General features: G+C 49.6%; 20 protein-coding genes and 10 tRNA genes. 27 read left to right on the top strand and 3 right to left on the bottom strand.

Annotated features, from left to right (window positions below):
- Nucleotides 1-297, bottom strand: a 297-nt coding sequence (locus tag QZN42_RS05810) for a hypothetical protein (RefSeq protein WP_296955195.1), incomplete at its 3' end; no start/stop codon positions are given.
- A gap of 456 nt (nt 298-753) precedes the next feature.
- On the opposite strand from QZN42_RS05810, the gene rplS reads away from it, so the two are divergent.
- The 8 genes from rplS to QZN42_RS05770 all read left to right on the top strand — a co-directional run bounded on the left by rplS (nt 754) and on the right by QZN42_RS05770 (nt 7,019).
- Nucleotides 754-1,095 (top strand): 50S ribosomal protein L19, encoded by a 342-nt coding sequence (rplS, locus tag QZN42_RS05805; RefSeq protein ID WP_363916346.1) that lies wholly within the window; start codon nt 754-756, stop codon nt 1,093-1,095.
- Nucleotides 1,096-1,606: 511 nt separating this feature from the next.
- Nucleotides 1,607-2,011: a hypothetical protein gene (locus QZN42_RS05800; protein ID WP_296955192.1), complete on the top strand. Its 405-nt coding sequence runs from the start codon at nt 1,607-1,609 to the stop codon at nt 2,009-2,011.
- Nucleotides 2,012-2,025: 14 nt separating this feature from the next.
- Nucleotides 2,026-2,535: a tRNA (cytidine(34)-2'-O)-methyltransferase gene (locus QZN42_RS05795; RefSeq protein WP_296955190.1), complete on the top strand. Its 510-nt coding sequence runs from the start codon at nt 2,026-2,028 to the stop codon at nt 2,533-2,535.
- Nucleotides 2,522-2,878 (top strand): YlbF family regulator, encoded by a 357-nt coding sequence (locus QZN42_RS05790; RefSeq protein WP_296955188.1) that lies wholly within the window; start codon nt 2,522-2,524, stop codon nt 2,876-2,878. The genes QZN42_RS05795 and QZN42_RS05790 overlap by 14 nt, the downstream gene beginning before the upstream one ends.
- Complete coding sequence (gene murB / locus QZN42_RS05785) at nt 2,875-3,801, top strand: UDP-N-acetylmuramate dehydrogenase (protein ID WP_296955183.1); 927 nt, start codon at nt 2,875-2,877, stop codon at nt 3,799-3,801. Before QZN42_RS05790 ends, murB begins: the two co-directional genes overlap by 4 nt.
- A 609-nt stretch (nt 3,802-4,410) precedes the next feature.
- Entirely contained in the window at nt 4,411-4,698 is a 288-nt protein-coding gene (locus QZN42_RS05780; protein ID WP_296955180.1) for a co-chaperone GroES, read from the top strand.
- Between the two features lie 24 nt (nt 4,699-4,722).
- Nucleotides 4,723-6,336 carry a chaperonin GroEL gene (groL, locus tag QZN42_RS05775; protein WP_296955175.1) on the top strand — a complete coding sequence of 538 codons (1,614 nt, stop codon included), beginning with the start codon at nt 4,723-4,725 and terminating at the stop codon, nt 6,334-6,336.
- A gap of 326 nt (nt 6,337-6,662) precedes the next feature.
- The gene (locus QZN42_RS05770) at nt 6,663-7,019 is read left to right on the top strand and encodes a DUF488 domain-containing protein (RefSeq protein WP_296955171.1); all 357 of its coding nucleotides are present in this window, start codon (nt 6,663-6,665) and stop codon (nt 7,017-7,019) included.
- Between the two features lie 172 nt (nt 7,020-7,191).
- On the opposite strand, the gene QZN42_RS05765 is transcribed toward QZN42_RS05770, so the two are convergent.
- Complete coding sequence (locus QZN42_RS05765) at nt 7,192-7,773, bottom strand: DUF2939 domain-containing protein (RefSeq protein ID WP_296955168.1); 582 nt, start codon at nt 7,771-7,773, stop codon at nt 7,192-7,194.
- A gap of 217 nt (nt 7,774-7,990) precedes the next feature.
- Here QZN42_RS05765 and QZN42_RS05760 point away from each other — a divergent pair, with 217 nt between their 5' ends.
- The 3 genes from QZN42_RS05760 to QZN42_RS05750 are packed head-to-tail and all read left to right on the top strand — an operon-like array spanning nt 7,991 to nt 10,351.
- On the top strand, nt 7,991-9,202 hold the full coding sequence (locus QZN42_RS05760) for a class I SAM-dependent rRNA methyltransferase (RefSeq protein WP_296955198.1): 1,212 nt from the start codon (nt 7,991-7,993) through the stop codon (nt 9,200-9,202).
- A 9-nt stretch (nt 9,203-9,211) separates the two neighbouring features.
- Nucleotides 9,212-9,769 (top strand): carbonic anhydrase, encoded by a 558-nt coding sequence (locus QZN42_RS05755; RefSeq protein WP_296955165.1) that lies wholly within the window; start codon nt 9,212-9,214, stop codon nt 9,767-9,769.
- A 6-nt stretch (nt 9,770-9,775) separates the two neighbouring features.
- Nucleotides 9,776-10,351 (top strand): DNA-3-methyladenine glycosylase I, encoded by a 576-nt coding sequence (locus QZN42_RS05750; protein WP_296955163.1) that lies wholly within the window; start codon nt 9,776-9,778, stop codon nt 10,349-10,351.
- 267 nt (nt 10,352-10,618) lie between these two features.
- Here the strand turns inward: QZN42_RS05750 and QZN42_RS05745 are convergent, their stop codons facing one another.
- Entirely contained in the window at nt 10,619-12,040 is a 1,422-nt protein-coding gene (locus QZN42_RS05745) for an aldehyde dehydrogenase family protein (RefSeq protein ID WP_296955160.1), read from the bottom strand.
- Between the two features lie 496 nt (nt 12,041-12,536).
- On the opposite strand from QZN42_RS05745, the gene cobT reads away from it, so the two are divergent.
- From cobT to QZN42_RS05665, 16 genes are all read left to right on the top strand, one after another.
- The gene (cobT, locus tag QZN42_RS05740) at nt 12,537-13,589 is read left to right on the top strand and encodes a nicotinate-nucleotide--dimethylbenzimidazole phosphoribosyltransferase (RefSeq protein ID WP_296955157.1); all 1,053 of its coding nucleotides are present in this window, start codon (nt 12,537-12,539) and stop codon (nt 13,587-13,589) included.
- Nucleotides 13,586-14,605, top strand: coding sequence for a nicotinate-nucleotide--dimethylbenzimidazole phosphoribosyltransferase (locus QZN42_RS05735; protein WP_296955153.1), 1,020 nt, complete (start codon nt 13,586-13,588; stop codon nt 14,603-14,605). Before cobT ends, QZN42_RS05735 begins: the two co-directional genes overlap by 4 nt.
- The gene (gene larC, locus QZN42_RS05730; RefSeq protein ID WP_296955151.1) at nt 14,605-15,384 is read left to right on the top strand and encodes a nickel insertion protein; all 780 of its coding nucleotides are present in this window, start codon (nt 14,605-14,607) and stop codon (nt 15,382-15,384) included. Before QZN42_RS05735 ends, larC begins: the two co-directional genes overlap by 1 nt.
- 889 nt (nt 15,385-16,273) lie before the next feature.
- A tRNA-Gly gene (locus QZN42_RS05725) sits at nt 16,274-16,348 on the top strand.
- A gap of 36 nt (nt 16,349-16,384) precedes the next feature.
- Nucleotides 16,385-16,460, top strand: a tRNA-Asn gene (locus QZN42_RS05720).
- Between the two features lies 1 nt (nt 16,461).
- Nucleotides 16,462-16,536, top strand: a tRNA-Gln gene (locus tag QZN42_RS05715).
- Nucleotides 16,537-16,538: 2 nt separating this feature from the next.
- Nucleotides 16,539-16,614: transfer RNA gene (locus QZN42_RS05710), tRNA-Lys, on the top strand.
- Nucleotides 16,615-16,620: 6 nt separating this feature from the next.
- Nucleotides 16,621-16,695, top strand: a tRNA-Glu gene (locus QZN42_RS05705).
- 4 nt (nt 16,696-16,699) lie between these two features.
- Nucleotides 16,700-16,775 (top strand) — tRNA-Val (locus QZN42_RS05700).
- Between the two features lie 3 nt (nt 16,776-16,778).
- A tRNA-Asp gene (locus tag QZN42_RS05695) sits at nt 16,779-16,855 on the top strand.
- 8 nt (nt 16,856-16,863) lie between these two features.
- Nucleotides 16,864-16,939: transfer RNA gene (locus QZN42_RS05690), tRNA-Phe, on the top strand.
- A gap of 5 nt (nt 16,940-16,944) precedes the next feature.
- Nucleotides 16,945-17,030 (top strand) — tRNA-Leu (locus QZN42_RS05685).
- Between the two features lie 35 nt (nt 17,031-17,065).
- Nucleotides 17,066-17,150, top strand: a tRNA-Leu gene (locus tag QZN42_RS05680).
- Nucleotides 17,151-17,453: 303 nt separating this feature from the next.
- Nucleotides 17,454-18,719, top strand: coding sequence for a DEAD/DEAH box helicase (locus QZN42_RS05675; RefSeq protein ID WP_296955148.1), 1,266 nt, complete (start codon nt 17,454-17,456; stop codon nt 18,717-18,719).
- Nucleotides 18,720-18,908: 189 nt separating this feature from the next.
- Entirely contained in the window at nt 18,909-19,181 is a 273-nt protein-coding gene (locus QZN42_RS05670) for an aldo/keto reductase (protein WP_296955144.1), read from the top strand.
- Between the two features lie 480 nt (nt 19,182-19,661).
- On the top strand, nt 19,662-20,519 hold the full coding sequence (locus QZN42_RS05665; RefSeq protein ID WP_296955141.1) for a hypothetical protein: 858 nt from the start codon (nt 19,662-19,664) through the stop codon (nt 20,517-20,519).
- The last annotated feature ends 89 nt before the right edge of the window (nt 20,520-20,608 follow it).

Below are 20,608 nucleotides of genomic sequence, written 5' to 3'. Positions count from 1 at the left end.
GACATGCCCCGATAGATTCTTTTTCGAGATTTCGGGGCGGTCGGGATGATCGGGGTGATCGGGAAGGTGGCGCTGCTGAGGCAGCGCCGATTTTTTTATTGGGACTTTGCACAGGCGAGCCGGAAAGAATGGGGAAAAGGGGAAAGAGGTAAGGGATAAGGGGCGGAGGCGGCGCTGATGCGCCGCAAGCATATATGGGGGATTTGCGCAGGCAGCTTTATTAACCATTAACCCCAATGAAAAGTTTTTGTACAGGATAGTTTCCTTTCGGAAGAAAGCTTTTGGGATATTAACCATTAACCCCAATGAAAAGTTTTCTACAAGACAGTTTCCTTTCGGAAGAAAGCTTTTGGGACATTAACCATTAACCTCAATGTACGGCTTTTTCGATAGCCGGTTTCCTTACCGGGTGAAAGTTTTCAACGATTAACCATTAACCCCAATGAAAAGTTTTTGTACAAGACAGTTTCCTTCCGGAATCAAGGCTATTAATCATTATCTATTATCCCTGATTTCCGCTCCCCGGCACCGGTTATTCTTCAAAGGGATACCTGAAAATTTTCTCACCATTTTTTACAAAAAAGTCCTTGCCCTGCCTGTCTCCATGTGATACAATAGTCAAGCATTCAGCAACTGTATCGTGCTTTTAGATTGCCATTCAGGCGATTCCATGATACAATAGTACTGTTAGTCTGGACAGTCCTCTGCCAAAAGCGATCGGCATGAATGTCTTGTGAGAAGGAGGAAAAGATCGTGAATATTATCGAAACACTGGAAAATGAACAGCTCCGCAAGGACATTCCTGCATTCCGCCCGGGGGACACTGTAAGAGTCCACGTAAAGGTCGTTGAAGGCAAGACTGAACGTATTCAGGTATTTGAAGGCGTCGTTATCGCCAGAAGAAATGCCGGCGTCAGAGAAACTTTCACCGTTCGTCGTATTTCCTACGGCGTAGGCGTTGAAAGAACTTTCCTGGTTCATTCCCCGCGTCTGGACAAGATTGAAGTAAAGCGCCACGGTATCGTTCGCCGCGCTAAACTGTTCTATCTCCGCGGCCTGTCCGGTAAAGCAGCTAGAATTAAAGAAAGAAAATAATGATTTTCATAAGAAAACTGCAGCGTGCTGCAGTTTTTTTATTGTGTTTTATTTTGGGAGAACTTGGCAGATCATCAATTCGGGAAGCTTTTGAATCGGGGATGTCGGGGAAATCGGGGGTCATTTCGGGAAGCCCGGGAAGGATATGGTTCCCTGCGGGAACCAATCTTATATATGGCCCTTCGGGCCGGTGAAAAAGTATAATGACCACTTTTTGCAGTCAGATTGCATCACAGGGACTTTATACCCGCCTGTGCACATTCCCCATCAATAATCAGCGCCGCATTAGCGGCGCCACCTTCCCGACAGCCCCGATTTTCCCGTCATTCCCGATATTCCCGAAACAAAAGCTGATCATTATAAAAGTTTTCCATCCTGAGATAGCCGACCTGTCTATAACTTAAAGTCATAACTCTCTAACAATATTTTCTAAGTACATCATCGCCAAATGTGATAGAATATAGTGTAAGTGCTGGGAGGGGACTGTTTTTACCATTTCAGGCGAGGAACTATGAAATATAAATACGTCATACCGGCTTGCCTTCTGACCCTGGGCCTTGCGATGCCGGTTTCAGCAGCCAATAAAATCAGGCACGTTTTCGTCGTTGATGAATTGACAGTGGAAGTGGAGATGGCAGAGCCTCTGACAAAGGAGGAGCTCCATCCGGACAATTTCATGTCTCCTGATTACAAATCCGATTTCACTTTTAACGGGGGAGTGGAAGCCACTGGACTGCCCATTCCGCAGAAAAGTGACGGATTCCATTACAATATCTACCGCATTCCCGTAAACGGGCTTGATCCCGGTCCTATCTACCAGATTTCCTACAAGGGCCAGAAGCCGAAGACTTTCAGGGCTTATGAAGGAAAGGAGCAGACTGACCGGTATCGTGACCGGTATGGCAGTTATTTCTAAAGGAAGAGGGATTTATGCACATCGTTCTTGTGGAGCCGGAGATTCCGGGGAATACGGGAAATATTTCCAGACTTTGCGCAGCCGAGCACCTCACTCTTCATCTGGTGGAGCCTCTGGGCTTTTCCATCGATGACAAGCACCTGAAGCGGGCGGGGCTGGACTACTGGGATATGCTGGAAGTCCACATTCATCCGGACTTTGCTTCTGTAGAGACGATGCTCAAGGGCTGCCATTTCTATTACAATACCACCAAGGCACGGAAGGCTTACACGGACGTTCAGTTCAGGCCGGATGATGTGCTGGTATTTGGCAAGGAAACAAAAGGGCTTCCGGAGAAGATGCTCCTTGCTCATGAAGAGGACTGCATCCGCATCCCCATGATTGAAGAAGCCCGTTCACTCAATTTATCCAATGCCGTTGCCATTGTGGCCATGGAAGCATTAAGACAGACCGGATTCCGCCATCTCCTGAAGGAAAGCGGACGGTTATTCAAAGGAGGACATAGCGCTCATGAATACGTATGATGCAGCGTATGATTTGGCGAGAGCCATCAAGGACAGCGATGAGATGAAACGACTCACCGCGGCAGCTGAAGTTATCAAGGGCGATGAGGAAGCAAAAAAAATGGTGAAAGAATACATCATGGCCCAGATGAAAGCTGATTACGCAAAACTGGCCGGACAGAAGGAAGATGAGGAAACTTACAAACATCTCCAGGACCTGGCCATCCTCATCAGCAATAACGGCAATGCCAGGGAATATCTCCAGGCATTTATCCGCTGGAATCAGGTAGCTGCGGATTTGCAGAAGATCGTCTCCGATGCAATGGCGCAGGGTATGGATGTATTGGGACTGGATAAACCATGACAGACTGGAAATCATTTTTCGACGGAATCCTGGAAGAACGGGATTACAAACTCAATGAACCTATGAGCCGCCACACCACTTATGGCATTGGCGGACCGGCTGACTGCTTCGTTATGCCGAAAACCTGGGGTGAACTGAAAAAAGTCCTGGCCAAAGCGCACAAAGAAGGCGTCGGCACCACCCTGATCGGCGGCGGTTCGAACTGCCTTGTCAGCGACCTGGGCATCCGGGGCATTACCATCTGCACCACCCGTCTCAAACAGGAAATGGCCTGCCATGATACCTGGATTACCGCTCTCGGCGGCGTCGGAACCGGTACGGTTTCCCGCTTTGCCCAGAAAAACAGCCTGAAAGGCTTTGAATGGGCCGTCGGCATTCCCGGCACCATCTGCGGCGCAGTATTCATGAATGCAAACGGTTACGGCAGCCAGATGAAAAAAGTAGTGGAAGAAGTATATACCATTTCCAGAGACGGTACGGAAGAACGTACCTATGGCTGGGATGACCTTCACTATGGCGATTCCGATTCCATTTTCATGCACAATGGAGATATCATCGTAGGCGCCAAACTTCACCTCTCCAAAGGCAATGAAGATGAAATCAAGAGAGAAATGCAGGAGCACCAGATTTCCAGACGCACCAAGCAGCCGCTGGAAAAACGAAGCGCCGGCACCATGTACCTCCGTCCGCCGGGATACCATGTGGGCCCCATGATCAAAGAATGCGGACTCATCGGATTCTCCATCGGCGATGCCCAGGTATCCACCAAGCATCCGGACTTCGTCGTCAATAACGGCAAAGCCACCTGCTTTGAAATCCTCCAGGTCCTCCATGAAGTACAGAACCGCATTATGGACAAATACGGCGTTCATGTACCGCTCGATGTACGCATCATCGGCGAAAATGTGGTACAGGAAAGATAATTGAATCATAAAAGACCGATTGTGCAAACAATCGGTCTTTTTCTTTTTGTCTGTTCGGATGGGGGATTTCGGATTGCGGAATGCGGGAATGTGGCGCCCTGATGGGCGCCGATTATTTATGGGGATTATAGACAGGAGGAGTTTGAAATTCCATTGAATTTATAATTATTTGCAAATATCCTTCAGATTCTCTGTCGCGGGCTGCAGACCCGCGCGCGAAGTGCATTATGAAAATTGGTTTCCGCAGGAAACCATATCCTTCCCGAAATCCTCAATCCCAAATCCGCAATCCGATAATCGAAATTGACTTGAACGTAAAATTGACAAATAACTCTAATAATCCGTCTGTGCACATTCCCCATATAAAACTCGTGCCGCGAAAGCGGCACACCTTCCCGACCACCCCGACCACCCCGACCACCTCGATTCAAAAGTCTATTATCTTTCCGCTTCCTTCCTGTATCAGGATATACAAATATTTCCGCCATTTCAAAAATTTCTCATTTTTTTGCAAATTCCCCTTGCATTTATGGACAAAAGCGGTTATTATATAAAACGTAAGTTAGCACTCAATGCTAGTGAGTGCTAATAGCAAAAGGAGGAATAAACATGTTAAAACCATTGGCAGATCGCATTCTTGTTAGAGTTGACGCAGAAGAAACACAGACCAGAGGCGGCATCCTGATCCCGGATACAGCACAGAAGAAACAGCAGAGAGGCATCGTAGTTGCTCTCGGCACAGGCAAAGTACTGGACAACGGCACTCGTCAGGGCTTCGACGTCAAAGTCGGCGACCATGTGATTTTCGATAAATATACCGGTGCAGATATCGACCAGGGCGACGGTGAAAAATACCTGCTCTTAAGTTCCAGAGACCTGCTCGCAATTCTTGACTGATTTTTATTAATAGGAGTGACATAAATGGCAAAGAAAGTTCTTTATAATGAAGAAGCCCGCGCAGCCCTGCTGAAAGGCGTTGACCAGCTGGCAAATGCAGTAAAGATTACCCTTGGACCGAAAGGCCGCAACGTAGTTCTTGACAAGAAATTCGGAGCTCCGAATATCGTTAACGACGGTGTTTCCATTGCCCGTGAAATCGAACTGAAGGATCCATTTGAAAATATGGGTGCCCAGCTCGTTAAAGAAGTAGCTACCAAGACCAACGATGTAGCAGGCGACGGCACCACCACCGCTACCCTTCTGGCTCAGTCCATGATTCATGAAGGCATGAGAAACGTTGCTGCCGGTGCAAACCCGATGGTCCTGAAGAAGGGCATTGAAAAGGCAGTAGAAGTCCTCGTTGAAGAAATCAAGAAGAAAGCTGTTCCGGTTCAGACCAAAGCAGCTATCGCCCAGGTAGCTTCCATTTCCTCCGCAGACAAGACCATCGGCGGACTCATCGCTGACGCTATGGAAAAAGTCGGCAACGACGGAGTTATCACCGTTGAAGATTCCAAGACCATGGGCACCAGCCTGAAGATCGTAGAAGGCATGCAGTTTGACCGCGGCTACCTCTCCCCATACATGGTTACCGATCCGGACAAGATGGAATGTGTCATGGAAAACCCATTCATCCTTCTGACCGACAAGAAGATCAATATGCTCCAGGATATGCTCCAGCTCCTTGAACAGGTAGCACGCAGTGGCAAGGAACTTCTCATCGTCGCTGAAGATGTGGAAGGCGAAGCACTGGCAACCCTCGTAGTGAACAGACTCCGCGGCACCCTGAAATGCGCAGCTGTCAAAGCTCCGGGATTCGGCGACCGTCGTAAAGCAATGCTCGAAGATATCGCTATCCTCACCGGAGGCCATGTCATTTCCGACGATATGGGCCGCAAACTCCAGAGCGCAACCCTGGATGACCTCGGCACCTGCCATCAGGTTCGCATTACCAAAGACAATACAACCATCGTTGGCGGCAATGGCGATCCTCAGATGATCCACGCAAGAGTAGAACAGATCCGTGAACAGTATAAAGAAACTTCCTCCACTTTCGATAAAGAAAAACTGCAGGAACGTCTGGCTAAACTGTCCGGCGGCATTGCAGTCATCGAAGTCGGCGCAGCAACCGAAGTTGAAATGAAAGACAAGAGACTCCGCATCGAAGATGCCCTGAACGCTACCCGTGCAGCTGTTGAAGAAGGTATCGTAGCAGGCGGCGGCACCACATTCCTGGACATTCAGGACAAACTGGATTCCATCGAAGCGGAAGGCGATGTAAAGACCGGTGTAAACCTCGTCCGTCACGCTATCGAAGCTCCGGTACGCCAGATTGCCGACAATGCAGGCCTGGAAGGCGCAATCGTTGCTGAAAAAGTCAAAGAAGCAGGCGACGGAATCGGCTACAATGCTGCTGAAGACAAATACGAAGATATGATGGCAGTAGGCATCGTTGACCCGGCAAAGGTTACCAGAAGCGCACTGCAGAACGCTGCATCCATCGCTGCCCTGGTCCTCACCACCGAAGCTATCGTTGGCGATATCCCGGAAGAAAAACCGGCTATGCCTCCGATGCCTCAGGGCGGAATGATGTAATCCTTCCGGATGAATCATTGAAATAAAATATAAAAGAGAGCTGTGGAAATCATTTTCCACGGCTCTTTTTGATGTATAAAAAGATTTAAAAGACTTTTGAATCGGGGTTATCGGGAGTCCCGGGGGTGTCGGGGGACTCGGGAAGGTAGGCCTGCACAATTTGTGAAGCAGGCCCATTTTTTATGGGGAATTTTATCTCATTGTATTTTCATCGAAAATCTATGAGGGAAAGGGGGATTCAGAAAGGCAGCTGATTAGGAAATATGAAATATTCCATATTCTTTTACCCTTCGTGTTACAATAGGAATAGAAAGAAGGTCTTATCGATGGACGTCAGAATCAAAAGAGTCTATGAAGCGCCGGCAGCAGAGGATGGATTTCGGATTTTAACAGACCGCCTCTGGCCAAGGGGGATTTCCAAAGTGAAAGCGGAGCTGGGAGTCTGGGAGAAAAATATCGCGCCCTCCCCGGAGCTTCGCAAATGGTTCAACCATGAACCGGAAAAATATGAGGAATTTAAAGAAAAATACCTGGCCGAACTTTCCGCCAATGAAGAAACGGCCCATTTCATCGATCTGGTGCAGGAAAAGCTGAAAGAAGGTCCCGTGACCCTCCTCTTTGGCGCAAAGGACACGGAACACAACCAGGCAGTGGTGCTTCAGGAATATTTGAAAGACAAGTGATAAGTGGTAAGTGAATGTGCGGCGCATCATCTATTGGAAGCGCCGCTTTTTTATATGATTTTACCTTGGCTGCGCTCTGACAGGAGCCAAAGGCCCCATATAAAAATTGGCCGGTTTGCCGGCCAATCTTTCACTTATCACTTACCACTACGTACTTACCACTTACTACTTCTCACTTTTTCAGCACATTCCGCTCCGCCAGATATTCTTTAAGATTCACGACCCGTACTGCGGTCCAGGTGCCGTTCACGTCTTTTTCGAGCTGCACCCGCCAGGTGAAGTCTTTGTCCAGTTTTTTATCATGGAGTTTCACATTCACGAAAGCTTTTCCGTTTTCTTCCTTTACGTCTACAATATCTGTGAGGGAAATGGCAGCGGATCCCAGGGCTGTGTACACAATCTGCGCCGGCTTGCCGGAAGGATTTTTTTCTCCTTCTTCCGTAAAGCGCCGTTCCGTTTCCTTTATAAGTCCTTCCACTGCCTGTTTCTTCAGCATTTTGAGGAGGGAAGCGGCCAGTTTGTATTCGCTTCTTCCGTCTTCTTTCATATAGGCCGCCGTATCGTCTACGGCATAGGAATAGACTTTGTCCATATCCACCCGCTCTTTGAATTTCTGCAGGTCTTTATGCTGGAAGGCCTGCTGGATTTCTCCGGCCGCATAGGCAGGGGAGGCGCGCCAGTAAAATTCATACCAGCCGCCGGCAGCCGCGGCGATGATCACAAGGATGAGGATGATTTTTTTCAGTAGATTCATAGAAGACTCCTTTCATTTTCTTTATTATAATGGAATTCTTTGAACTTAACCAGAAAGGGAGACAGTTTACTTCCGGTTCATGTTTTCCTGGCAAGACGGCGTTACAACGATTGGCCCTTTACCAAACTATCTGCTAACCACCAACTGCTAACGTCTGTATTTCCCCGTATGGTAAAATAAAGGCAGAGTATTCGTTATGAAGGAGACCATTATGGAAATGAAATCAGTCATCATCAAAAAGCAGGCAGAGCTTGCCGTGAAGGGCGGCCATCCCTGGATTTTTGACGGGGGAATCAAAGAAATAGAAGAAGGAATAATCCCGGGAGATATAGTCAGAGTGCTTTCCACCAAAGGGAAATTCCTGGGCTTTGGTTTCTTTAATCTCCGGTCGAAAATAACGGTGCGTCTTTTCTCCACCAATGCAAACGATCATTTCGATGCAGCCTTCTGGAAGCGGCGGGCCGCCTATGCGGTGGATTACCGTCTCCAGGTGATGCGGAAAGAAGATTATGACTGCATGCGCCTTGTCTTTGGCGAAGCAGACCAGCTGCCGGGACTGACCGTAGACCGCTTCGGGGATGTCCTTTCGGTGCAGGTGCTTTCTCTGGGTATGGAAAAGCATAAGAAGGAATTCCTGGACGGGCTCATCGAAGTGCTGCGGGAAAGGGACCTTCCCGTTTCCTGCGTGTATGAAAGAAATGACGTGAAAATCAGGGAACTGGAAGGCATGGAGCAGTACAAAAGGTTCTATCAGTCGTCCCTCCTGGACCCTTCTGCAGAAAAGACTTTAGTGGATATCGTAGAAAATGGGATCCGTTATACGGTGGATGTGGAAAACGGTCAGAAGACAGGCTTTTTCCTGGACCAGAAATACAACCGCCTGGCAGCGGCGCAGATTGCAAAAGAGAGGCATGTGCTGGACTGCTTCACCCATACCGGCGCTTTTGCGCTGAACGCAGCCAGAGGAGGCGCATCTTCCGTGACAGCTCTCGATATTTCACAGGAAGCAGTGGACATGGCTGCCCATAACGGAGAAATCAACGGCCTTTCCATCAGGGCAGTGAAAGCGGACGTTTTTGACTACCTCACCAATCTGGACAGGACGAAGAGCCATGAATTCGACTATATCATCCTCGACCCGCCGGCTTTTACGAAATCCAGTGAGACCGTCCACTCTGCTTTCAAGGGATATAAGGAAATCAACTACCGGGCCATGAAGATCCTCCCCCGGGGAGGGTACCTGGCCACCTGCTCCTGCTCCCATTTCATGAAAGAAGAACTTTTCCTGCAGATGCTGAAAGAAGCGGCCCATGATGCGGGAGTGACGCTGCGTCAGATCGAATGCCGTCAGCAGGCGCCGGACCATCCCATCCTTCTGACCGTGCCGGAGACATATTACCTGAAATTCTTCCTGTTCCAGATCATTTGAGGAGGACCTATGAACGCAGAAACGGCGCTGAACTATCTGAAAGAAGGCAATGAAATCTATACCGGCGGAAAGAATTTCCGTGGAAATATTTCTAAAGAAATGAGAAAAGAACTGACGGAAAATGGCCAAAAGCCTTATGCGGTAGTGATCGCCTGCTCCGATTCCAGGGTCATTCCGGAAGTCATCTTTTCGGCAGGCCTTGGCGAACTTTTCGTGATCCGGGTGGCTGGAAACGTGCTCGATGACCACCAGCTGGGGTCTATCGAATATGCGGTGGACCATCTCCACACGAAGCTCGTGGTCCTTCTGGGCCATACCCACTGCGGGGCCGTGGGGGCAGCCGTGGCAGGCGGCGCTCATGGATACACGGGATTCATTACGGATGAAATCAGGAAAGCCATAGGAAACGAAAAAGATGAGAGGAAGGCGAGTGTCCTGAACGTACAGGCAGGAGTGAAAGAAATCAGAGAAACTTTCGTCCACGACGGAAATCCTGCTTTTAAAGATGCAATGGTACAAGGGGCTCTCTATGATATCGAAACGGGGAAAGTCCTCTGGGATTTGTGAGGACCTATGAAAGAAATCAGACGATGCGACTGGCGGTTTGACGCCATGCGGCCGGAACTGTCAGAAAAATATAAAACGTACCACGATACCCGCTGGGGCAAACCGGTTCACGAGGATCAGGAGCTTTTTGCCATGCTTATGTTGGAAGGAGCCCAGGCAGGCCTCTCCTGGGCCACCATCCTTATGAAGGAAGAAGCCTACAGGAAAGCCTTCGATCAGTTCGACCCGGTGAAAGTGGCCGCCTATAGTGAGGAAAAGCTGGAAGAACTCCGGAATAATCCCGGAATCATCCGGAATAAAAATAAAATTTCTTCCGCCGTCACCAATGCAAAGGCCTTTCTGGCAGTGCAGAAAGAATGGGGCTCCTTCGACGCCTACATCTGGCACTTCACCGAAGGAAAAATCATTGACCACCACCTGGAAAGGGCAGAAGACATGCCCGCTCAGGATGAACTTTCGGAAAAAGTCAGCAAAGATTTAAAGAAAAGGGGCTTCAAATTCGTGGGACCTACGATTATCTATTCTTATCTCCAGGGAATTGGAGTCATTAACGACCATGTGGTGGGATGCGAATATAGATGAAATGTTAAATCGTGGTCCGTGGTGGAGAAGCGCGATAATAGAAAACGATTCATTTCGAAAAAGAAAACAGCAGTAAAGAAAATATTCCTTCACTGCTGTTTTTCATTTTTCAAAATCATGTTCCTGATTGATAGAAATAAAAATAAAATATATAAAAGGGGCGCCGCTTCCAAATTTCCTGCGGCGCCCATCTTCACGAACAACGAATAACGAACAACGAAGAACGGTACAGAAAAATGAACCAAATCGTTCAGAGTAAAATGATACTCAATCCCCCGTATCGAAAAGCGCTTTCTGCTGGGTGAATTCGATCATCCCGTAGACTCCGCCTTCACGGCCGAGGCCGCTTTCTTTATAGCCGCCAAAGGGAGCTGCCGTATCTCTGGGGCTGGAATTGATATAAACGTTGCCTGCCTGGATGCCGTGAGCCAGCTGAATAGCTTTTTCTTTCGGTCCATAGACTCCTGCGTTCAGGCCGTAACGGACGTCATTGGCAATCTTAAGGGCTTCTTCTTCGTCTTTATAAGTAATGACACAGAGGACCGGTCCGAATATTTCATCCTGGGCGATGGTCATGGAATTGTCCACATTGGTAAAAATGGTGGGATAGATGTAGTACCCATGATCCGGAGCCGGCGGAAGGCCGCCGATGAGAAGTTTGGCTCCTTCATCGATGCCTTTCTGAATATAATCAGAAATCTTTGTGTACTGGGCCATGGAGGAAACCGGTCCCAGCTTTACATTGTGGTCAGTGGGGTCGCCCACGGTGTATTCTCTGGCTATTTCCACCAGCTGCTTTTCGATGGTTTCTTTTTCACTTTCCGGAATCAGCAGACGGGAGAAAGCGGTGCAGGTCTGCCCGGAATTGAGGAAAATGGAATTGAAGCAGAGGTGAATCGGCACAGAATAGTCATGGCTTGGGAGGGGCAGGATGACGTAAGGCGATTTGCCGCCCAGTTCCAGGCTGATGTGCTTGACAGAGTCCAGGGCGCTCTTGCCTACTTTCACACCGCCTGCGGTGGAACCGGTGAAGGAAATCATATCCACCAGGGGATGGGTGGAAAGGGCATTGCCCACTTCGCCGCCTCTTCCCGGGATGAGGTTGAATACGCCCTTCGGGAAACCTGCCTTTTCAAAAGCATCAGCCAGCCAGTAGGAAGAAAGGGGCGTGTGCTGGGAAGGCTTCAGGATGACTGTATTTCCCATGAGAAGGGCGGGGACGATTTTCTGGATGACCTGGCCCAGCGGATAGTTCCAGGGAGTAATGCAGCCGATGACGCCTACCGGTTCGCGATAGGTGGTGGATGCGGCCATTTTTTCAATCATGGGCACAGTGGGCGCAAGATCGATATAGGAACGGGTGCGGACGTACTGGTATTCCACCTGGGAAGACTTTGTGAAAGCCCAGGGAGAACCCAGCTCCTTGATGGTCACATCGATGAGTTCCTCTTCCCGGGACCGGAAAATTTCAAGCCATTTTTCCATGAGCTCAATCCGGGAAGAAAGGGGCAGCGCTGCCCAGGCAGGAAGGGCCGCGTGAGCCGCTCTGGCTGCCTTGTCCACGTCCACCTCATTTCCGGCGGGCACTTTTGCGAAAATTTCGCGGGTGGCCGGATTTTCCACTTCGATGAATTTTCCCGAAGCGCCGGGAATCCATTCTCCATTGATATAAATTTTTTCGAAATCCATGTGATGAACCTCCTTTTTGGATGAAAGCCGGGGTACTGAGGCTCCATCCTGTATATATTTATTATAAAAACTTATTTTTTGAGTGACAACTGTTTGTTTCAGATAGTTACTATGGATTCATTTTATGAATTGTTTTTTTGAATGAAAGGCAGCTGGATGGTGGAGGACTTTTGTTTCGGGGCTGTCGGGAAGGTGTGGCGCTCCTGCGGCACGAATTGATATGGGGAATTTGCACAGACGGGGATGAAATGCCCTTTTCGTTTTTATTTGTAAAAATTGCAAAAGGAGAGCAGTTAAAAATATAAAAGGCGCCCATATGATTTCAGGCGCCCGCCTTCACGAGTCTCCCGGTATTCCCGTGATTCCCGATTTTCCCGAAACAAAAGTTTATTGAAAATGATGAATACAGGCCATAGAAACGTTCACTCATGATATAATAAATATGTATGTGACTATACATTTAAGATAAATCTAACTAAAATATAAGGAGGAATTCATGGGTTTACTGGATACGACGCTGGATGCGATCCGGCCGCTGGATGAGGAGGCTATGGAAAAAGCCGCTCAGAGATGGCAGGACCTGTATCTGGGCATGGGGAACCTGGGAAAAATGGAAGCCATGGTGACCCAGTTTGCAGGGATTACAGGAGAAGCAGTACCATCGATTCCCAAATGCTGCACCGTCATTGCCTGCGCAGACCACGGAGTCTATGCGCAGGGCGTTTCTGCCTATCCCCAGGCCACGACCATCGGTATGACAAGGGCCTATTGTGAAACAAAAGGAGCTGCTGCCAATGCTATGGCATATTATGGCGGGGCAGATATGGTAGTCGTGGATATGGGCATCAATGCGGATATGTCCAGGGTGAAGGGTCTTTTGAACAGAAAAATTGCCTGGGGCACGAAGGATATCACACAGGGACCGGCCATGACGAGGGGCGAAGCCATCCGCTCCATCGAGACAGGCATTGAAATTGCGCAGCAGAAAGTATCGGAAGGTTATAAAGTTTTTACCATCGGTGAAATGGGTATTTCCAATACCACTTCTTCCGCCTGCATCCTGGGGACTTTCAACCACTGGAACGCAGCGGAAGTCACGGGAAGAGGCACCAATATTTCCGACGAACGCCTTCTTCACAAGGTGGAAGTGGTGCAGACGGCCATGGACGTGAACCATCCGGACCCGAAGGACGGGATCGATGTCCTCTCCAAAGTGGGAGGCTTTGAATTCGGCTGCATGACAGGAGTCATTCTGGGAGCGGCCGCAGGCCATGCCATGACCATCATTGACGGATTCAATACGACGGCCAGCGCTTTTATCGCAAAGGCTCTCGCTCCGCTGTCCGTGAAATACCTCATGGCTTCTCATCTGTCCCTGGAACAGGCACACAAGAAATCCCTGGCCGCCCTGGGACTTACCGAATACATCGATCTGGATTTCCGCCTGGGAGAATCCATAGGCGCCGGTATCCAGACGAAAATGTTTGACTATGCCCTTTCCGTATTCCGGGAATGCGCCACAAAAGAGGAAGCGGGGGTGAAAGCATGAATATCCCAAGTCTTGACGAAAATATCATGAAAGCCTGCCAGCTCTATGTGGATAATCTCATCAAACCGATTCATTCCCTGGGAAAACTGGAGGAAATAGCAGTCCGCATAGCCGGAATTACAAGAGAAGTGAAGCCTTCCTACCTCAATAAGGCAATCGTCATCTTCGGCGGAGATACGGCGGTAGATGGTGAAAACAAGACGAAAGGCCAGCTCTCCCATGATGAAATGAAGCTGGTGGCCCAGGGGTACGGGCCGGTGAATGTCATTGCCCGTCAGCTGGAAGCACCGGTTTACCTCATCGATGCAGGTCTTGAAAAGGATACTTCCGATATCGAAGGCATTCTTTCGAAAAAAATGATCCACGGTACCCATCACGGCCATCCGGCCATGGATGATGAAGTAGTGAAAGGGGCCATTACCCTGGGCATGTCCGTGGCAAAAACGCTGGCAGGACAGGGCATCCAGGCCGTAGGCCTTGGAAATATAGGGGAACGGTATCCCCTTTCCGCCCTGGCGGTCACAGCTTCCATCATGAAGGAAGATCTGATGAAAGTTTCCGCCAAAGGAGGCTTTTCCCTGAAACTCTACGGAGTAGGAAATTTTGCGGAAAATCCGGTAGGGAATCTGGCGGAAGTGGGTTCGGCGGAAATTGCAGCCCTCTTCGGATTTGTAGTGGAAGCTGCCAAAAACAGAATGATGGTGGTTTTTGACAATGCAGTGACCGGAGCAGCGGTCCTTGCAGCCGTTACCGTGTATCCGGAAATTAAAAATTTCGTATTTCCATCGGTTTATTATGAGGAACCGGTCCATCAGATGCAGATGCAGAAGATGGGCATGAAAGCGTTCCTCCATTATGATTTCACAGAAGCAGAAGGATATGGCTCCGCCCTGGGGCTTTCCGTACTGGATGCAGCCATCGATATGCTGAACCAGATGAAAACCTTTGGCACTGCCGATGTGGCAGTGGCCGTTGACGGCCCGGGCAAAGGACGCCAGAGAGAGGACGTGAAGTAATGAAAGCACTTTTTATCAAATGTTACGGGAAACTCACGCCGGATATGCTGATTGGCGGACTCATCGATATGGGCGTGCCTCCGGTATACCTGAAATCGAAGCTGGAAGAAGCAGGCCTTCCGGTGAACTTCATCGAAAAGCCGAATCCGAAGGCCCGGGTGTCGGCCCACTATTTCCACATTCCGCCCAGCGGGGAGAAACCGCTCCTCCTCAAACAGGGGGATATCTTCCGCATCTGGAAGGAAATATGCACAAAGACAGAACCGGAATGGGAGAGCATCGGCTGGAAAGTCTTCTCCTGCCTCTGCGGCGGAGCATCGGATGCCATCGATGAAATCCCGTCGGATATCGTAGACCTTCGGCGAATCAACGTGGCCGAAGAAAATCTCACGTCCCTCTATCTTTTCCTCTGCTGCCTGGACTATCTGGAAATAGAAAGCCTCTTCACCGTTCCATTCTCCATCACCGAAGGAAGGACCGAAGCAGGAAGGGCGAACAATGCCATATTGACCGATGCAGTCTCCACCTCCGGCACACCGGTGGACGTGGAAGAAATCCATCCCTTTGCGGCAGCCATGCTCCAGGGCCTCTCCGCAGCCTTCCTGCCCATGGACAGCCGGTTCCTGGCCGACAAGACGGCCTATGGCTCCTCCAGCGCGGAAAAACCGACGGGGGACAATACAGTCACCGAATACCTGGGCTACTTCAATGACCGGGGAGAATCCATCTTCAGCAGGCATCTGAAGGTATTTGGGGTGGATAGTGGATTAGAGATTTAATTGATACATCTTTCGTTCTGAGGATTTGAGTCAATTGCGATTTTCGTGATTCGTTGTTCGTGATTCGTGATTCGTGAAGGTGGGCGCCTGAAATAATAGGGGCGCTCATTTTTAAATTTATATTAATAAAAAACTTTTGAATCGGGGTTGTCGGGGGTCTCGGGCATCTCGGGGTTATCGGGAAGGTGCTGCCGCTGATGCGGCAGCCGTTATATAGGGGGAATGTACACAGGCGGGGGATGACGATTTGCTTCATAAAACCATATCCGGCCCTTCGGGCCGGGAGGAAAACAGGCCAGCCGGTCCTTTGGACCGAAAAGCTCATGCAAACCCGGGTAATCGAAAGGACGCATTTCCCATACATACTTGCGCCGCGGGAGCGGCGACACCTTCCCGACAGCCCCGATAACCCCGACCACCCCGATATCCCCGAAACAAAGGCTGTCAGGAATACATATGATTTATACAGCCGGGAATACCAGGGACGGGCATTTCCACCCAGCCTGTGCAAAGCACCATATATACTCGCGCCGCGGGAGCGGCGCACCTTCCCGACAGTCCCGATTGCCCCGATCACCCCGATATCCCCGAAACAAAAGTTATTCTAATTGAAGCTTCTCTTTCCGAGGAAAGTTCTACAAAAATATTTCCATAAATTCCCTTGCAAAAGGAAAGGAGATAGTATATAATAACTCTCGTCGCACAGCGGAATGTCCGGTGACGGTGAGTGAATCCTGACGGAATAGAAACTTACTGTTGACAAGAAAAACACATTGTGCTAAAATCTAGGACATGACGTTGAGAGTTAAATCTCTTCACGAAATAAAATTTCAAAAGAGACTTGACAAAAGTCAAAACGATGTTATAATAAATATCGTTGCTAACACATGCGGAAGTAGCTCAGTGGTAGAGCACAACCTTGCCAAGGTTGGGGTCGCGGGTTCGAGTCCCGTTTTCCGCTCCATTGTTAGTTCCATCCGAAATGGATGTTACTATAGATTCCTGAATAGCTCAGCCGGTAGAGCGCGTGACTGTTAATCACGATGTCGCAGGTTCGAACCCTGCTTCAGGAGCCATAGGGGTATCGCCAAGCGGTAAGGCAACGGACTCTGACTCCGTCATCCGTAGGTTCGAATCCTACTACCCCTGCCAATGATCCATTAGCTCAGTCGGTAGAGCACTTGACTTTTAATCAAGGTGTCCCGCGTTCGAGTCGCGGATGGATCACCATTATGTGGCCTGTTCGTCAAGTGGTTAAGACACCGCCCTTTCACGGCGGGTTCGCGAGTTCGAATCTCGCACAGGTCACCAATATGGGCGATTAGCTCAGCTGGGAGAGCGTCTGCCTTACAAGCAGAATGTCAGCAGTTCGATCCTGTTATCGCCCACCAAACGGCCCGGTGGTGTAGTGGTCTAACATGCCGCCCTGTCACGGCGGAGATCGTCAGTTCAAATCTGATCCGGGTCGCCACTTAATTTGCCTCGGTAGCTCAGTTGGTAGAGCAAAGGACTGAAAATCCTTGTGTCAACGGTTCGATTCCGTTCTGAGGCACCATATATGCGGCTGTGGCGGAATGGCAGACGCGCTACTTTGAGGGGGTAGTGATCTTTCGATCGTGTGAGTTCAAGTCTCACCAGCCGCACCACTTAATTTCTAGTTTCCGGTGCTACAATTGCATATGCGGTCGTGGCGGAACTGGCAGACGCGCTATCTTCAGGCGGTAGTGGAGTAATCCGTGAGAGTTCAAATCTCTCCGACCGCACCACTAGAAATTGAAACTCTCGAGACATAAGTCCCGGGAGTTTTTTAATGTCTTTTTCAGATGGCAGCCGGATATGCATCCTGTTTCAGAAACTTTTAAATCGGGAATCTCGGGAGTATCGGGAATCCCGGGGGTGTCGGGGAGGTGCGGCGCAGCAGAATAAAGGCGCCGCAGAAAATATTTATTTCATGTCCATCCTGCAGTTATCATTTTTTGTAGGACAACTGGTAACTGCGAACCGATAACTATCCATGATATAATGGAATAAAAGTAATACGTATTTACTCGCATTGATTAGGAGGAAACATGAACGCATTTGCAGCACTCGGGGTGGCGGAAAGTCTGGCTTCCCTTCTGAAAACCCAGGGAATCAAGATTCCCACACCCATCCAGCAGGCAGCGATTCCATCGATTTTCAAAGGGAAAGACCTCATCGGCCGTTCCCAGACCGGTACCGGCAAGACCCTGGCCTACCTCCTGCCCACCCTGCAGCGGGTAGACAAAAAGAACGGCTTTACCCAGGTCCTGGTGATGACACCTACCCGGGAACTTAGTAAGCAGGTCTTTGACGTGCTCCGCCCCTTTGCCATTCAGGAAGGAATCGATGCGGTGGATATCATCGGCGGAAGGACCATTGAGAACCAGCTGCAGAAATTGAAGAGAGATCCCCACTTCATCATCGGCACCCCGGGCCGCCTGCTTGACCATATCCGCAGGAAGAGCCTCGATCTTTCCAATGTGAAGACCGTCATTCTCGATGAAGCGGACCAGATGCTGGCCAACGGTTTCCGGGAAGATATAGAAACCCTCATCGATGAAACGCCGAAAAAACGGCAGCTCCTCCTCTTTTCAGCCACCATGCCCGATGATGCGGTGCGCCTGGCAAGGAAATACATGAAACACCCTGCTATCGTGGACGTAGCGGAAAAACCAGCTGCCTCCACCGTGGAGCAGCGGGTCTATGAAACGACGAAACCGAAGAAATTCAAACTTCTCGTGAAACATCTGGAACAGATGAATCCATATATGGCGGTGGTTTTCTGCAATACAAGGGAAGAAGCCCATGAAATTGCAGGAAGACTCCAGGAAGAAACAGATTTCATCACTGATGAAATTCATGGAGATATGAGCCAGGGCCAGCGGAATCAGGTGATCCGTGAATTTGAAAAAGCAAAAATCCAGATCCTTGTGGCTTCCGATATTGCTGCCCGGGGACTGGACGTGGAAGGCATTACTCACGTCTTCAACTACGACATCCCGAGAAATCTGGAATACTACATCCACCGCATAGGCCGCACCGGCCGGGCAGGCACAAAGGGCATTGCCATCACCTATGCTACCCCGGAAGACGCACTTCTTTTAAGGAAACTGGAAAAATCTATTTCCGAAACCATCACGAAATATGATGAAAAAGGAAATATAAGGAAAGTACGGTCGGGCCGCCCGGCGAAAAAAGTGGTCACTCCCGGCATGTACAAGCCTACGAAGAAGAAAGAACACAAAGCCCTGGGCCATAAGGGCAAGAATATGAGACAGAAAAAGAAAGCGGAAAAACTGTCGAAGAAGAAATGAGTTTCACGAAACGGTACAGAGACATCTGTGCCGTTTTTGATTTGTGCCAATCGTGAATCGTGATTCGTGGTTCGTGATTCGTGATGGTGGCGGCCTTTCGGCCGTCGATGATATATGGGGCTTTTGCACAGACCGCAGGGGTGAGGCGATTTGAAGCTTTTCCTGCACTACAATACCTAGGCCGGTGTGGTGATCGAGTCCTACTATCCTTTAGGCGGAAGGGGTCATACGAAGGACAGTCTGAATCATCCGGCGGTCCGGCGGCTGGCGGAAAAATATGGCAGATCGCCTGCCCGGATCATCCTACGCTGGCAGCTCGAGTCCGGATACATCGTGATTCCGGGCATCGATAAACCGGAATATATCAAAGAAGATCTGGACCTCTTTGATTTTGATCTCACCGATGAGGAAATAAAGACGCTGAATCAGCTGGATACGGGAAAAAGATATGAAAACTGGTGAGTCATGGAAAATCTTTCCGTACCTTAATAGCTATAAACGGCCCTCGGATGCCTGCATAAAAATATTTGATATAAAATTTATGAAAATAAAACCCTCTTTCTGCACTATATGGGTAGAGCAGGGAGAACGAGCTCCCGGATTTCCTTCAGGAACCTGCATGTGCACATATCGATCGAAGCAGGCGGAAGGGAGACCGGATATTTTCTCCCGGCTCCCGATGCCGGCATCAATCAGACTCCTCCAGTCAAAAAGGAAAACAGAATAAGGAAAAATCATCATGCGGATGACAAACTGATGACCCACGACAAACGGCAGCTCCGTCCCTGCGCCCGGGCCAGAGTCTATGCACCCGTTGATTTCCCTGCCTTTCTGCCCTCCCGTGACGGGAGGAGTTTTTTTATGCCCCTTTCAGGGAGGATATCCGCTTTCAAAGGAAAGGGCCTTCCCCCATATGGTACAATTAAAACCGAGGTGATTCTTATGCATCATAATAGATCCGCACTCTACCAGGCGCTCTGGCTGCTGGCCCTGACCATTCCCTGGCCTCTGGCAGGGACTTTCGTTCATACGCCGGCGTCTCTCATGATTGGCATTTCCGCTTACTGGGGGATGGGCCTTCTGGTACCTTTCCTCTTTTACCTTTTCCAGCAGAGAGGGTGGGGGAGCGAACCGGGCGCCATCCGGGCGGCTGTGCATCTCCCCCTCTGGATATCCGTGGTTCTGGCGCAGATTGCCGTCTTTTATAATTACCTGCCCCGGATTCAGGGAAGTCTCAGGGAAAATTTCCTGCCCGTCACGATTGGCGCATTTTTCATCCTTTCTTTCTGCATTTTGGGAGCGGCCTTCCTGGACCGGATGCTGGCCATCCTTTACGGCAGGCTGAAAGAAAAGGGCGGCCTCTGGGCGAAATGGCTGGGAAGCGCCTGCCTCACCGGTCTCATTCCGGGGACGGCCATCATTTCCTTCCTTGGCCTTTTCTACACAGGCGGTATGCGCCTCGACCCCTTTATGGCCTCTGTCTTTCTTATGGAAATATTCAATATCATTTTCTATGCGAAGATATTCCTGGCCATGATGACCTTCGGCCTTTTCGTATTTTTCGCGGGAGAGGGGAAAAAGAGCGGACGCATCACGAATTCCGTATTCTCCGCCATTTTCTGGATGTTCCTCCTCTTCATTCCCATCGTGATTTCCGACAGAATCACCTCTACCGGCGCCTGGAGATCTTATTTCGATCCCTCCTATATTTCCATGTTTCCCTACCTTTCTGACCTCTGGCTGACCGGCCTTGCCCTCATGGGAGGCGAAAGAATTACGAAATGGATTTTCAGGGAATAAGTGTTGACAAATAACTTTTCCTCATTATAATAACTAATGACACTTTTGGCAGGTTGATGGGCTCCGCTTTGCAGGTATCCGACGTGAAC

It is taken from the genome of uncultured Dialister sp. (genome assembly GCA_900314595.1).
In the GTDB taxonomy this organism is placed as follows: Bacteria; Bacillota; Negativicutes; order Veillonellales; family Dialisteraceae; genus Dialister.
Note: the sequence above shows the minus strand (reverse complement) of the source record. Positions and strands in the feature narration are given on the sequence as shown.